A 14,426-nucleotide genomic window follows, 5' to 3' on the forward strand; every position below is an offset into this window, starting at 1 on the left:
AAAAAATGAAAATTATCACGCTGAATCTGAACGGTCTGCGTTCAGCGACCAGTAAGGGCGTCTTTGACTGGTTGGCACAACAAGAGGCAGATGTGATTTGTGTGCAGGAATTAAAAGCACAGCAAAATGATATTAATGGTGTGATGCGTTCACCCAACGGCTATAGTGGTTATTTCCACTGCGCCGAGAAAAGGGGTTACAGCGGTGTTGGGATCTATACCCGTCACACGCCGGACCAGATTATCGAAGGAATTGGTATTCCGGAAATTGATGCAGAAGGGCGCTTCTTGAGAGCGGATTTTGGCAATCTGACTGTTATTTCAATTTATCTTCCTTCCGGCTCGAGCGGAGAACATCGCCAGGCTGCGAAATTTTTCTTCATGGCGCGTTTTTATCCGCTGCTGCAATCATTGGCGGAATGCGGTCGCGAGGTATTGCTGTGCGGAGACTGGAATATTGCGCACAAGGAAATCGACCTCAAAAACTGGCGTTCCAACCAGAAAAATTCCGGATTTCTGCCGGAAGAACGCACCTGGCTGTCTACCGTATTCGATGAATTGAAGCTGGTGGATGTGTTCCGTAAGCTCAATCCAGAGCCGGATCACTACACCTGGTGGTCCAATCGGGGTCAGGCATGGGCTAAGAATGTTGGTTGGCGGATCGATTACCAGATCGCCACGCCGGATCTGGCCAGTTCTGCAGCCCGTACTTCGATTTATAAAGACGAACGTTTTTCCGATCACGCTCCGCTTATCGTCGATTACGACTTCAGCTTATGAAACCAGATGCATGTGCCGGCTGGCTGCATGCGCTGCGTATCTATCTCCACCCGAGAGTGGCCGGGATGCTGCTGCTGGGGTTCTCAGCGGGCCTGCCGATGTTGCTGGTACTGGGTACGTTATCTTTCTGGCTGCGCGAAGCGGGAATTGACCGTGCCACTATTGGTCATTTGAGCTGGGTGGGACTGGCCTATGGCTTCAAATGGGTGTGGGCGCCACTGGTAGACCGGATGCCGTTGCCACTGTTGACTTGCTGGCTGGGCCGCCGCCGCGCCTGGTTGTTGTTATCACAGATGCTGATTGGAGGAGCATTGATCGGCATGGCCAGTACCGATCCAGCCGAAAACTTATCAAATATGGTGATTTTTGCGCTGATCGTGGCGTTTGCTTCTGCTACTCAGGATATTGCGCTGGATGCCTACCGGATCGAAGCAGTAGCGTTACGGTTGCAGGGCGCAATGGCCGCAACCTATCAGGCAGGTTACCGGCTGGCGATGATTCTGGCCTCAGCCGGAGTTTTGTGGATTGCGGCTGCTCTGGATACTGTTCCTGGAGAATACAGCGCCTCATCTTGGCAGTGGGCGTATGGGTGCATGGCTGGCAGTATGTTGATCGGTATCATTACCACATTGGTGATCCGGGAACCGGAGGTGCCAGTTGATCCATTATTTTCTGAAGATCAGGATGGTTCGTCGCCCCGGTTGCTTGTTTGGCTGCAGGAGGCCGTGGTTGCTCCGTTTCGTGATTTTTTCGTGCGTTTTGGTTACCATGCGCTGCTGATTCTGGCGTTGATTGCGGTATATCGGATTTCGGACGTGGTCATGGGCATCATGAGCAATCCGTTTTACGTGGATATGGGCTATACCAAGGACGAAGTGGCGACGATCTCCAAGGTATATGGTGTGGTCATGACTATTCTGGGCGCGACCATCGGTGGGGTGCTGATTGCCCGGATTGGCGTGATACGTACGCTGTTTTTGGGAGCAGTATTGTCGGCAGCCACCAATCTTCTGTTCGTGTGGCTGGCAGGCAGAGGGCACGATGTGAGCGGGTTGATCTTTACCATTTCTGCCGACAACCTTTCGGCGGGGATCGCTTCCTCCGCTTTCGTTGCCTATCTTTCCGGGCTGACACATGCTGCCTATTCTGCCACCCAGTATGCGCTGTTCAGCTCGATTATGCTGTTGCTGCCCAAATTTATCGCTGGTTTCAGTGGTGAATTCGTCGATGCCTATGGCTACGAACTGTTTTTTGCCGGCACAGCATTGCTGGGGGTGCCAGTGCTGATACTGGTATGGAAAGTGGGGCGAATCGATTTTGCAGGATTAGCACAAGGGTCTGGCAAAGCTTGATTCTGATTCGGATAACAGCAAGTCAGCGGGCTGGTTATCGATCGGGGGTGTCCGGCACTTTCGCGCCGTAGCGTGTGCGATAGATTTTTATTGCCGGGATATGGCAGGAAAGATCTTGTCGGGTATGTAAATAAGCGACGATATCGTCCAGCGTGATCAGGGACATGACCGGGATACCGTGCCTGTCCCTGACTTCCTGCAGAGTGGAACATTCACGCTCACCTTTTTCCATGCGATCCAGTGCAACCATGATGCCGCACGGGGTGGCGCCGGCTGTGCGAATCAGGGTGACGGACTCTCCAACGGAAAGGCCGGCTGATATGACATCGTCAACGATCAGGATGTGTCCGGCCAGCGGCGCGCCCACGATATTACCGCCCTCACCGTGATCCTTGATTTCCTTGCGGTTGAAGCTGAAGGGATGGTTATGCCCGGCCTCGGCAAGCCCGATGGCGATGGTACTGACTAGCGGAATGCCTTTGTAGGCCGGGCCAAACAGGGCATCGAAACGGATGTCGGAATCAAGGATGGCCTGTGCGTAGAACTGGCCGAGTTGTTTCAGTGCAAAGCCATCGTTGAACAGACCGGCATTGAAGAAATAGGGAGAAGGGCGGCCAGCCTTAGTTTTGAAATTACCAAAGCGCAAGACGTTGTACTGAAGAGCGAAATCAATGAATTTTTGCCGGAAATCTATCATTCTGGGTTATGGGTATTAGAATCGGGTTGCTGGCTATATGTGATGGCAGGGCAACTTGTTTTGCATTCCGGCAAAGCGTTGTTCAGGCTGAAAATCAACGTAACTCCAGGTAGTTCTGGTCTGTAATTTTGCTCCATTCCTTTGCTTTGTTCAGGAACGTCCTTTGACTTTCAATGACTTCACGGGCAAGCGGCGATTTGTCGGCAACCTGCTGCAGCAGCTCATCGTTAGCCTCTTTGAAAGCCTGGAGCACGTCATCAGGAAAGGTGCGAATATGGATACCATGCTCCTCACGCATTTTTTCCCAAGCTAGGCTGTTACGATAGAAGGACTCAGACAACATATCAAGCGAAGCTTCCTTGGCGGCCACTGCGATGATGGTGCGCAGATCTTCGGCCAGCGCATCAAATTTTTCCTTGTTAACGAAGAGATGCAGTTCCGCACCGGGTTCGTGCCATCCGGTGTAGTAGTAGGGAGCAATTTGTTGAAAGCCCATTTTTTCATCGTTGGCGGGGCCCAGCCATTCAACGGCATCAATTGTGCGGCGTTCCAGCGCTGTATAAAGTTCACCGGGCGGGATATTGACAGGTTTCATGCCGATTTTTTCCACCACTTCACCTGCATGTCCGGGAATGCGCATCTTTAGTCCCTGCAGGTCTTTCAGTGAGTGAATTTTATTTCTGAACCACCCGCCCATCTGAATGTGTGTGTTTCCAGCCGGGAATGCAACGATGTTGTGCCGGGCATAGACTTTATGCAACAGTTCCAGCCCACCGCCATAGTAATACCAGGCGTTCATTTCAGTGGGTGTCATACTAAATGGTGTTGTTGTGAAAAACGTGGTTGCCGGGTCTTTACCTTTATAGTAGTAGGAAGCGGTATGGCCCATTTCGTATGCGCCGATCCGCACAAAATCAAAAATTCCCAGAGCAGATTTATGTCGTCCGGGCGCATCGACAATGATGTGCATACGCCCTCCCGACATTTTTTCGACATTTTCAGCAAAACGTTTGGCTGCGTTGTGCAGCATGGGCGTTCCTTCCGGCCAAGACATGGCCAGGCGCCATGTGTAAATGGCGTTTGCACTGGCAAGCGGGGAGAAGAAGAAAATCAGAAGTGCAAGGGAAAATGTATGGAAGCGTGTCCGGAAGTTCATTTTGTTCTTTGGATTTTAGGATGTGACAGGTGCAGCTACATTTTCCTCGTTTTCAAATGTGAGAACAGCCTTGTCATCTTTACCAATATCTACAGTTACCTTGCCCCCGTTTACCAGTCGCCCAAAGAGTAATTCATCAGCGAGTGCACGACGAATAATGTCCTGGATAAGCCGGGCCATGGGGCGGGCGCCCATGAGCGGATCGAATCCGTGACGGGCAAGGTGGCTGCGCAGATTGTCAGTGAACGTGACATCCACTTTCTTTTCCTGCAGCTGGGCTTCGAGTTCTATCAGGAACTTGTCAACAACGCGCAATATGATGACTTCATTCAGTGGTGCAAACGAGATGATGGCATCCAGTCGGTTACGAAATTCGGGTGTAAACAGTCGTTTGATTTCAACCATTTCGTCTCCGGATTTTGCATGCTTGGTAAACCCGATTGATGTTTGGGTCAGCGTGTCAGCGCCCGCATTCGTCGTCATGATGATAGTGACGTTACGAAAATCGGCTTTGCGCCCGCTGTTGTCCGTTAATGTGCCATAGTCCATGATCTGGAGCATAACGTTGAAGATATCGGGGTGTGCCTTTTCGATCTCATCCAGCAGCAGTACAGCGTGCGGCTGCTTGATGATGGTTTCGGTCAGCAGGCCGCCCTGATCGAATCCGACATAACCCGGCGGCGCACCAACCAATCTTGAAACTGCATGGCGCTCCATGTATTCGGACATATCAAAGCGGTGTAAAGGAATACCAAGCGTATAGGCAAGCTGACGTGCCACCTCGGTTTTTCCGACCCCGGTTGGTCCGGAGAACAGGAAGGAACCGACAGGTTTGCCGGTATTTCCCAGGCCGCTGCGTGCCATTTTGATAGCGGCAGTGAGTGCATCAATTGCCGCATCCTGCCCGAAAACAATGGCTTTGAGATCACGATCCAGTGTTTTGAGTTTGTTGCGGTCATCGCTGGAAACGTTCTGCGGCGGTATGCGTGCGATTCCAGCGATGACCTGCTCAATTTCCTGCTTGCCGATAATTTTCCGTTGCTTGGATTTGGGGAGTACCCGCTGGGCTGCACCGGCTTCATCAATGACATCAATTGCTTTGTCTGGCAGGTGACGATCATTGATAAAACGTGCTGATAATTCTGCGGCAGCAGTCAGTGCAACTTCGGTGTATCTGACGTTGTGATGTTTTTCATAGCGGGATTTCAACCCACGCAAAATTTCTACAGTTTCGCTGATATCAGGCTCGACGATATCAATTTTCTGAAAACGGCGAGACAGAGCGTGATCTTTTTCAAAAATCCCTCGATATTCGTTGTAGGTGGTGGCTCCGATACACTTCAGGCGACCGGAGCCGAGTGCCGGTTTGAGCAGATTGGATGCATCCAGCGTTCCGCCTGATGCGGCGCCAGCGCCAATCAGGGTATGGATTTCGTCAATGAATAAAATTGCTTTAGGGTTGTCCGTGAGCTGTTTTAATACTGCTTTAAGCCGCTGTTCAAAATCACCTCGATATTTTGTTCCGGCCAGTAACGCTCCCATGTCCAAGGCATAGACCTGGTGACCGGCGAGTACATCTGGTACCCGGTTTTCAGTAATTCTTCTGGCCAGTCCTTCGGCAATAGCGGTTTTTCCAACACCAGCTTCACCCACCAGCAGCGGGTTGTTTTTGCGACGACGGCACAATGTCTGGATAACGCGTTCGACTTCTTTTTCGCGTCCGATCAGAGGATCTATCCGGTTGGCGGCAGCCTGCTTATTTAGATTGATGGTGTAACTTTCCAGTGGATTGTCTGAATCTCGCCGTTCGCCGTCAGCGCCTTCTTCATTTTTCTCGGATTCGCTGTTTTGTACAGTTTTGTCTATCTTATGGGAAATATAATTCACCACATCCAGTCGTGTTACCCCTTTTTGCTGTAGAAAATAAACTGCATGTGAATCTTTTTCACCAAAGATTGCAACCAGAACATTAGCGCCGGTGACTTCTTTTTTGCCGGAAGATTGGACATGAAGAATGGCTCTTTGAATGACCCGTTGAAAACCCAGGGTAGGTTGAGTGTCAACATCTTCGGACCCTTCTACTACCGGTGTGTGGCGCGCGATATGGTCCTGCAGGGATTTGCGTAAATCCTCGATATCGACTGTGCAGGCGAGTAATACCTTGATGGCACTGGGATTATCCAGCAGAGCCAGTAGCAGGTGTTCAACCGTGATGAATTCGTGACGCTTCTGTCGTGATTCAACGAAAGCCATATGCAAACTTACTTCCAGTTCTTGCGCAATCATATTATTCCTTCTCCATCACACACATGAGTGGATGCTGATTTTGTTTTGAGAATTCATTGATTTTTTGTACTTTTGTGGCTGCAATATCGCCGGGATAAGTTCCACAGACACCCGCGCCTTCAGTATGAATTTTCAACATGATTCGAGTTGCCATCTCTTCATCCATAAAGAAGAAGAGGCGTAATACCTTTATCACAAAATCCATGGGCGTAAAATCATCATTAATCAGTATTACCTTGTATAAGGGCGGAGGAGTCAACCTGGTTTTGCCCTTTTCGATAACACTTCCGGGGTTTTGATTATCTGCTGCCATGGCTTATGTTTTCGATGTTCCGAGTCCGCTATTTTATAAGAAAAATATTGATCAATACCGACTTCCGTATTCTAACCGTTAACTTGATCTTTTCGGTGTTTATAGCTGTTTTCTTTCCCAAAGTTGTCTGAGTCGATTACGACAGAGCTCCTCTTTTTCTTGAGTAATCAGTAAGACAGTTACTGCTGCATTTCATCAATGAAGATTTGTAACGTCAACATCGTATCTTTGCTTGACTTGGGACATATTTTGCGTAAAACTGCAACCGGCGTTTGGCTTCAAGTTTTCTGCAGTACTGGTTAGAGCCGTTTGCGGTCTTGAAATTCAAATAGTATCAGGGTATCCGGCCCAGTTTTTTATAGGAAGTAGAAATGGCAACAGGCACAGTAAAGTGGTTCAATGATTCTAAGGGATTTGGTTTTATTACACCGGATGACGGCAGCGAGGATTTGTTTGCACATTTCTCAGCGATTAATATGTCAGGTTTCAAGACCCTGAAAGAAGGCCAGAAAGTAAGCTTTGAAGTGACACAGGGACCAAAAGGCAAGCAGGCTTCCAATATTCAATCTGCCTGACCTGGCGGTAAAAACTGACTGTTGAATGTCAGTTTTCCCCGATCTGAAATTACAAGGATTTTAGATCGGGGGCCTGATTTGTGAAGTATACTTCTGAAACGAATTTGACAGAAATCCTTAATCAATGATTTTTGTTACATTCTTTGTGTCATCGCATTTCCAAATTCTGAAGAAGTGACCTGTTTGGCATTCGGCGTAAGTCTTGCCAGATCATAGGTCATGATTCTGTCCTGAATCGTTTTTTCCATCGAAAGAATAATAATATCAGCGGCTTCCTGCCAGTTGACATGTCTGAGCATCATCTCTGCTGACAAAATAATTGATCCTGGATTGACTTGATCCTTACCAGCGTATTTGGGTGCTGTACCGTGTGTCGCCTCGAAAATGGCGATGCTGTCGCTCATGTTTGAACCGGGAGCAATTCCGATACCTCCTACCTGCGCAGCCAGAGCATCAGAAATATAGTCACCATTCAAATTAAGTGTGGCAATGACATCATATTCATTCGGACGCAGCAGGATTTGCTGCAAGAAAGCGTCGGCAATGACATCCTTGATGATAATTTCATTGCCATCATGCCGTAGTCTCATCCACGGTCCACCATCCAGCAATTCCGCACCAAATTCTTTTGCTGCCAGTTCGTAACCCCATTTTTTGAAGGCGCCTTCGGTGAATTTCATGATGTTGCCCTTGTGCACTAGCGTGACAGAGCGCCGTTTATGGTCGATTGCGTATTGAATTGCTTTTCTGATCAAGCGTTCACTGCCTTCTTTTGAAACTGGTTTGATCCCGATCGCAGAGGAGCGCGGAAACCGGATCTTGGTAATTTCCATTTCTGCCATCAGGAAATGGATTACTTTTTCAACAGCTCCTGTTCCAGCTTCCCACTCGATCCCCGCGTAGATGTCTTCTGAGTTTTCGCGAAATATAACCATATCCACTTTTTCCGGTTGTTTAACCGGGCTGGGTACGCCCTGAAAATAGCGTACCGGGCGCAGACATACGTATAAATCCAATAGCTGGCGCAGCGCAACGTTGATCGAGCGAATGCCTCCACTTACAGGTGTGGTCAGAGGCCCCTTGATGGATACTACAAATTCTCTTGCTGCCTGCAAGGTTTCATCCGGTAGCCAGATATCCTGTCCATAGACACGAGTTGCTTTCTCGCCTGCATATATTTCCATCCAGGAAATCTTTCGGGAGTCACCGTATGCTTTTTTTACTGCGCTATCGACTACATTGATCATGACTGGTGTGATATCCACACCTATGCCATCTCCCTCGATAAAGGGGATGATCGGGTTGTCTGGTACAACCAGGGTGGAATCGCTTTTCACCTGAATTTTGCTACCAGTGATCGGTACCTTGATATGCTGATACATGATGTCTCCAGAAGTTAAAAGGTTATGTTGGTTCATGTGTAACGGATTTATCGGATTCCTGAACGGTAGATATTTCCATATCGATTGATTCGGTTGCGGTAGCAGTAGCAGACAGATCAAGCGGATCAAAATTATTCAGAGAGGGCAGTTGCTCCAGCGATTGTAAATTCAAATCATCGAGAAAATGCTGGGTTGTCGCATAAAGATAGGGTCTGCCTGGTATGTCACGTTGTCCAATGGTTTCGATCCAGCCGCGTGATTCCAGTGTTTTGATGATTGGTGTGGAAACCGCCACGCCTCGAATGGCTTCTATATCACCGCGAGTAACAGGTTGGCGATAGGCAATGATGGTTAGTGTTTCCATTACCGCACGTGAGTAACGCGGTGGTCTTTGCGGGCTGAGTCGATCTATAAAAACCTGCATCTCGGGTTTGCTCTGGAAGCGCCATCCTCCCGCGACTGAAACCAGTTCTATGCCGCTGTCACACCATTTCCCACTCAGAATGATCAGAGATGCAAGCAGTGTTTTTTTATCAACATTGCCCTCGAAGAGCTTCATGAGATCGCTGATGGCCAAGGGCTCGGATGCAGTCAGCAGTGCAGCTTCAATAATCCTGACAATTTGATCCGGTGAATGAACCGGATGTGCTTCAACGGACTCGATCGGAATGGCTGGGTTGGACATAAATTGTTCCAAAACGATCTGACTGAACAATATCAACCAGTGCTTCCCGGGCCAGTTCCAGCAGTGCGAGGAAACTGGCTACGAGCTTGTGGATATTAGAGGTATCACTGAATAATTCGGTAAAAGGGGCGCTGTCCCGGGATTGCAGATTTCTCAGGATTTCACTCATGCATGCACGTACAGAGAGAGTTTCGTAATGGATGGTGTGGTTACGGTTGAGTTTGAGATGCTCTATCAGCGCAAGCCAAGTGTCAAACAGGTCTTGAGGACTTACATCGGGGAGCTGTTTCCGGGTAGAGAAATTGGCCTGAACAGAAGTCAGCATGAAATCCTTGCCAGCGACTGGCAAGCTATGGATATGGATAGCAGCCTGTTTGATCCGTTCGTATTCCAGGAGTTGTCGTACCAGTTCTGCCCGGGGATCGGCTTCTTCTTCCTGGACGGTCACCGGGCGCGGCAGCAGCATGCGAGATTTGATGTCGATCAGCAGCGCAGTCATGAGTAGATATTCTGCAGCCAGTTCAAATTGATCAACACGCATGGTTTCGACATAGGCAATATATTGCCGGGTGAGTTCGGCCATGGGAATATCGAGAATATCCAGATTGTGCTTGCGGATCAGGTAAAGCAACAGATCAAGTGGTCCTTCAAACGTTTCCAGAAAAACCTGGAGTGCCCCGGGTGGAATATACAGATCTTGCGGAAATTCCAGTAGCGGTATGCCTTCTACTCTTGCGATTGGATCAATTAATGCAATGTTGTCCAGTATATTTCCAGTATCTGCAGAAACTTTCCCGGAGATATTATTCATTGCTGATATCCAATTCCCAGTGCCGCTCTGACATCCCGCATGGTTTCCTCCGCCAGTTGGTTGGCTTTTTCACTCCCTTCAGCGATGATTTTTCTGACCTGGGCAGGATCTTCTTCATACATTCTGGCACGTTCCAGAATGGGCACCTGCGCCTCAAGTATCGACTGAATGACTGGTTGCTTGCATTCCAGACATCCGATCCCTGCTGTTGTGCAGCCTTCCCACACCCATTTCCGGATATCCTCTGACGAATAAAGCTGATGAAACTGCCATACCGGGCATTTTTCTGGGTTGCCGGGATCGTTGCGACGAACGCGCGCCGGATCGGTTGGCATAGTGCGGATTTTTCGAGTGATGCTATCTGCATCTTCACGTAAGCCAATGGTATTGCCATACGATTTGGACATTTTCTGACCATCCAGGCCGGGCATTTTAGAGGCCTTGGTCAATAGCGTTTGTGGCTCGGGCAAAATAATCTTGTGCCTTCCTTCCAGATAGCCGGATAGTCGTTCGCGGTCATCCATGCTGAGATTCTGCAGTTCCTCCAGCAATAATCTGGCTTCAGTCAGCGCGTTTTCATCGCCTTGTTCCTGGTAGCGTTTGCGCAGTTCTCTGTAAAGCTTTCCTTTTTTTGAGCCCATTTTTTTGATGGCTTGCGCTGTCTTGTTCTCAGAATCCGGTTCTTTGCCAAAGATATGGTTGAATCGGCGGGATATTTCACGCGTAAATTCCAGATGTGGAGCCTGATCCTCACCCACGGGAACGAGATTGGCTCGATAAACCAGGATGTCAGCACTTTGTAAAAGCGGATATCCCAGAAAACCGTAGGTGCCGAGATCCTTCTCGACAAGCTTTTCCTGCTGATCCTTGTAAGTGGGGACACGTTCCAGCCAGCCAAGCGGGGTAATCATCGACAATAGTAAATATAATTCGGCGTGCGCAGGGACTTTCGATTGGATGAACAGAGTCGCCTGTGCAGGATCCACTCCTGCTGCCAGCCAGTCGATCACCATATTCCAGCTGTTCTGTTCGATGATTTCGGGGGAGTCGTAATGAGTTGTCAGTGCATGCCAGTCCGCTACAAAAAAGAGACATTCATATTTTTGCTGCAAGATCAGCCAGTTTTTTAATACACCGTGGTAGTGTCCCAGATGTAGATTTCCTGTGGGACGCATGCCTGAAAGAACACGGTCAACAAACATTTTTACAGAGCTCCGGGTAACATGGAATCAGAGAAAACATAAAAGTATCGATTTATACATAAAGACCGAAAAGTATGACAATCATCTGTTTGGTGATTGTAATCAGGGGCCATAGCATCGCACCCAGAGCACCGCTGATAAGTAGTACCAGCAGGATTGCAAACCCATAGGGTTCAATTTGGGCAAATTTCCAGGCAAGCCTGTTGGGTAGCAGACTGACGGCAATCCGCCCGCCATCAAGTGGTGGTAGAGGCAGAAGGTTCAGTACCATCAAAATCACATTGATTTCGATACCGGCAATACCCATCAATATCATGGGTTTTGTATAAATACCGTCAGGTACGCTTATGCCGAACTTGATGATAGCAGCCCAGAAGAATGCCATCAGCAGATTTGCGCCAGGCCCAGCGGCAGCCACCCACAGCATGTTTTTCTTGGGTTGGCGCAACTGATTAAAATTGACAGGGACCGGTTTGGCCCAGCCGAAAAGCAAGCCGTTACCCATTACCAGCTTGCTGGTCAGAAACAGCATTAAGGGAAGCAGAATGGTGCCAAAAGGATCAATGTGTCTGAGCGGATTCAAGCTGATACGCCCGGCTTTTTCTGCGGTCAGATCACCAAAATGTCTGGCAACATAGCCATGTGCCGCCTCATGCAATGTGATGGCAAAAATAACAGGCAATGCGTAAATAGCAATGCCCTGAATGATGTCATCCATGGGTGATTCCGAAAGGTGATAGATCGCCTTTCCCAAGGCGGGCAACTTTCGGAGTTGCTTCCGTCAGATCGATGACGGTAGTCATGCGGGTGCCACATGAGCCAGCATCCATGATCAACTCGATCTGATGTTCCAGGCGCTGTCGTATTTCTTCAGCATCGTTCAGCGGGAGTTCGTCTTCTGGGAGAATGAGGGTTGAGCTTAGCAAGGGTTCATTTAATTCCGCTAACAATGCCTGGGTAACAGGATGCTCGGGGATGCGCAGCCCGATCGTATGGCGCTTGGGATGCTGAAGGCGGCGTGGAACTTCACGGCTTGCGGTCAGAATGAAAGTGTAGCTTCCGGGAGTAGTAGCTTTGAGTAGGCGATATTGCGCATTATCCACTTTGGCATACGTTGCTATTTCTGCCAGATCCCGGCATACCAGTGTGAAATTGTGATTTGCATCGACTTTGCGGATCGTTCGTATACGATCCATTGCCTCTTTGTTGCCAATCTGGCAGCCCAGTGCGTAGCAGGAGTCGGTTGGATAAGCAATGATGCCGCCGTTGCGAACAATATCAGCTGCCTGACGGATCAGCCTTAAATGAGGTGTTTGCGGGTGTATGGAAAAAAATTGAGCCATGGCTGTTTTTTAAAGCGGTTATAGTAAGGAAATGGCGGGTATTCTTAATTAAGTAAAACCAGGATAATTTACCGGAGGATGATAATCCGGTTTGTCGGCCTGTTTATTTATGATTACTGTATTGGGCTTTCCCGGATATCCGGAATATCCCATGCTGTCCATATCGGAGTGCATTCAGGCGGCAGTGCAGGCAGCCGGCCCAGATCAAAGTAACTTTCTCCCGGGCCGTGATAGTCAGATCCGCACGAGGCATACAGATTCATACGAGATGCCAGTTGAGCAAATTGCCGGGTTTGTTCAGGGGTATGGCTGGAAGAGACAACTTCTATTCCCGCTCCGCCCAGTTCACAAAATTCGCAGAGCAATTGTTCAAGTAAATGATTACCCAGTTTATAACGGGCGGGATGGGCAATAACAGCCTGACCTCCACTGCCACGGATCCAGTCTATGGCTTCCCTCAGGCTGGCCCATACATGTGAAACGTAGCCTGGCTTGCCCTTGACAAGAAATTTTTTGAATACAGATCTGACATCCTTGGCATGTCCCTGGCTAACTAAAAAACGGGCGAAGTGTGTGCGACCAATTAATCTGCTTGCGCTTGCTTGGGCGCACGCACCTTCGAAGCTGCCTAGAATGCCATATTTGTCCAATTGTGTAGCAATTGCACGTGCCCGATTTATGCGGCCATCCCGAATTTTTTTCAGCCCGTCGATTAACGGCGGATGTTCAGGATCGATATCCAGTCCAATGATGTGCAAAGTTCGATTGTTCCATGTGACAGAGATCTCGACGCCATTGATTAACCTGATGTTTTCCTGCAAAGCACAGTGGCGGGCTTCGCGCAATCCGGCAATGTCGTCATGATCTGTTAGTGCCAGTATATTTACACCGCGCGAGGCTGCATGTGCTAATAATTGGGAGGGGGATAACATGCCATCGGATATGGTTGAATGGCTGTGCAAGTCAATGTTTGGCATCGAGGAATTTGTGATCACAAGGTCCTCAATCATAACAAAACAGCCACCATAAAAACAGCCGCCCCAATTTTGCAACTGGAATCTGTTGGTGCTACAGATTTTTTGTAGATACTAAAAACTGCAGTTGATCTCTGATTAGCCCCTGGAAATCTCCAATGGGTGAAACTGCTACGCACCGGTTGTATGCTTGGCGTGTCGCTTGGCGTGTCGTTTGGCTGCGTTATTCCTCGTTGCAGTGAATGACTTTGCATCTCTGCCAGGCAGTGCGCCAGATACATACTCGGATGCATCTAACTACGGTTTTAGGGGGAAAGCTACGAAGACGTGTTAGTGGGCCTGGAGATTGCGAATAGCAGTTTTTATCGTGTTTTTACAGGGGTTACGTATGAAGTCAGAATTTAGCGAAAATGTAAGCAGTGCTTATCCCACATGCTTGCAAAAAGGGTTACTGTTTCGGCTATTATTTCAATAGCATAGCCTTCTTATTTTACTGCATTGAGTAAGAAGGCTATGCATGACATCATGTTGAACTGTACGGATTGTGCTCGTAATGCTTTTTCATGAGCTGTAGATTTTAAGGCTGCTTCTCTTCTTTCGATTCAGGTGAGCTCGTAGCCATTCCTTCAGGGGTATCGACATCAGGAGAAGAGTCACGCTCCATAAAAGCGGAAGGAGGTGGCTTTTCCATTGAGTGTCCATCAAGACTTTTTTTCTCTTCGCAGGCGCTTAATGCAAGAGCTGCGGCGCATGCAATCAGTAAATATTGATATTTCATGGTTTTTCCTCAAATTTGTTTGTTGAGAAGCTTTGGATGATAGTATAAGCGCCCGGTTTATACAACATGCGACTTAGACTGTTTAAAATTCCA

General features: G+C 48.6%; 15 protein-coding genes. 3 read left to right on the forward strand and 12 right to left on the reverse strand.

The features are described from left to right. The first annotated feature begins 5 nt into the window (after positions 1-5). Together ABO04_RS03835 and ABO04_RS03840 are read left to right on the forward strand one after the other, a co-directional pair. Positions 6-779 (forward strand): exodeoxyribonuclease III, encoded by a 774-nt coding sequence (locus tag ABO04_RS03835; protein ID WP_160809368.1) that lies wholly within the window; start codon positions 6-8, stop codon positions 777-779. Continuing rightward, the gene (locus tag ABO04_RS03840) at positions 776-2,131 is read left to right on the forward strand and encodes an MFS transporter (protein WP_160809369.1); all 1,356 of its coding nucleotides are present in this window, start codon (positions 776-778) and stop codon (positions 2,129-2,131) included. The genes ABO04_RS03835 and ABO04_RS03840 overlap by 4 nt, the downstream gene beginning before the upstream one ends. 34 nt (positions 2,132-2,165) lie before the next feature. Here ABO04_RS03840 and pyrE read toward each other — a convergent pair whose 3' ends face one another. The 4 genes from pyrE to clpS form a co-directional block, all read right to left on the reverse strand. Next, complete coding sequence (gene pyrE / locus ABO04_RS03845; protein ID WP_160809370.1) at positions 2,166-2,828, reverse strand: orotate phosphoribosyltransferase; 663 nt, start codon at positions 2,826-2,828, stop codon at positions 2,166-2,168. 94 nt (positions 2,829-2,922) lie between these two features. Beyond that, positions 2,923-3,984, reverse strand: a complete 1,062-nt coding sequence (locus ABO04_RS03850) for a TRAP transporter substrate-binding protein (RefSeq protein WP_160809371.1) — start codon at positions 3,982-3,984, stop codon at positions 2,923-2,925. 15 nt (positions 3,985-3,999) lie between these two features. Next, positions 4,000-6,270 carry an ATP-dependent Clp protease ATP-binding subunit ClpA gene (gene clpA, locus ABO04_RS03855; protein WP_160809372.1) on the reverse strand — a complete coding sequence of 757 codons (2,271 nt, stop codon included), beginning with the start codon at positions 6,268-6,270 and terminating at the stop codon, positions 4,000-4,002. Between the two features lies 1 nt (position 6,271). Next, positions 6,272-6,583 carry an ATP-dependent Clp protease adapter ClpS gene (gene clpS / locus ABO04_RS03860; protein WP_160809373.1) on the reverse strand — a complete coding sequence of 104 codons (312 nt, stop codon included), beginning with the start codon at positions 6,581-6,583 and terminating at the stop codon, positions 6,272-6,274. Positions 6,584-6,954: 371 nt separating this feature from the next. On the opposite strand from clpS, the gene ABO04_RS03865 reads away from it, so the two are divergent. After that, positions 6,955-7,158 carry a cold-shock protein gene (locus ABO04_RS03865; protein WP_004174375.1) on the forward strand — a complete coding sequence of 68 codons (204 nt, stop codon included), beginning with the start codon at positions 6,955-6,957 and terminating at the stop codon, positions 7,156-7,158. Positions 7,159-7,292: 134 nt separating this feature from the next. On the opposite strand, the gene icd is transcribed toward ABO04_RS03865, so the two are convergent. The 8 genes from icd to ABO04_RS03905 all read right to left on the reverse strand — a co-directional run bounded on the left by icd (position 7,293) and on the right by ABO04_RS03905 (position 14,333). After that, the gene (gene icd, locus ABO04_RS03870) at positions 7,293-8,540 is read right to left on the reverse strand and encodes an NADP-dependent isocitrate dehydrogenase (RefSeq protein ID WP_160809374.1); all 1,248 of its coding nucleotides are present in this window, start codon (positions 8,538-8,540) and stop codon (positions 7,293-7,295) included. A gap of 22 nt (positions 8,541-8,562) precedes the next feature. After that, positions 8,563-9,225: an SMC-Scp complex subunit ScpB gene (gene scpB / locus ABO04_RS03875; RefSeq protein WP_160809375.1), complete on the reverse strand. Its 663-nt coding sequence runs from the start codon at positions 9,223-9,225 to the stop codon at positions 8,563-8,565. Continuing rightward, positions 9,191-10,036 carry a ScpA family protein gene (locus ABO04_RS03880; RefSeq protein ID WP_160809376.1) on the reverse strand — a complete coding sequence of 282 codons (846 nt, stop codon included), beginning with the start codon at positions 10,034-10,036 and terminating at the stop codon, positions 9,191-9,193. Before ABO04_RS03880 ends, scpB begins: the two co-directional genes overlap by 35 nt. Then, the gene (locus ABO04_RS03885; protein WP_160809377.1) at positions 10,033-11,238 is read right to left on the reverse strand and encodes a tryptophan--tRNA ligase; all 1,206 of its coding nucleotides are present in this window, start codon (positions 11,236-11,238) and stop codon (positions 10,033-10,035) included. Before ABO04_RS03885 ends, ABO04_RS03880 begins: the two co-directional genes overlap by 4 nt. A gap of 52 nt (positions 11,239-11,290) precedes the next feature. Beyond that, positions 11,291-11,956 carry a site-2 protease family protein gene (locus ABO04_RS03890; protein ID WP_160809378.1) on the reverse strand — a complete coding sequence of 222 codons (666 nt, stop codon included), beginning with the start codon at positions 11,954-11,956 and terminating at the stop codon, positions 11,291-11,293. After that, positions 11,949-12,581 carry an L-threonylcarbamoyladenylate synthase gene (locus tag ABO04_RS03895; protein ID WP_160809379.1) on the reverse strand — a complete coding sequence of 211 codons (633 nt, stop codon included), beginning with the start codon at positions 12,579-12,581 and terminating at the stop codon, positions 11,949-11,951. The genes ABO04_RS03890 and ABO04_RS03895 overlap by 8 nt, the downstream gene beginning before the upstream one ends. A gap of 113 nt (positions 12,582-12,694) precedes the next feature. Next, positions 12,695-13,558, reverse strand: a complete 864-nt coding sequence (locus ABO04_RS03900) for a 3',5'-nucleoside bisphosphate phosphatase (RefSeq protein WP_240141404.1) — start codon at positions 13,556-13,558, stop codon at positions 12,695-12,697. 574 nt (positions 13,559-14,132) lie between these two features. Next, a complete protein-coding gene (locus tag ABO04_RS03905) occupies positions 14,133-14,333 on the reverse strand; it encodes a hypothetical protein (protein ID WP_160809381.1) in 201 nt (66 codons plus the stop codon). Positions 14,334-14,426: the final 93 nt, after the last annotated feature.

The sequence above is a fragment of the Nitrosomonas sp. HPC101 genome, from assembly GCF_009833125.1.
Lineage (GTDB): Bacteria > Pseudomonadota > Gammaproteobacteria > Burkholderiales > Nitrosomonadaceae > Nitrosomonas.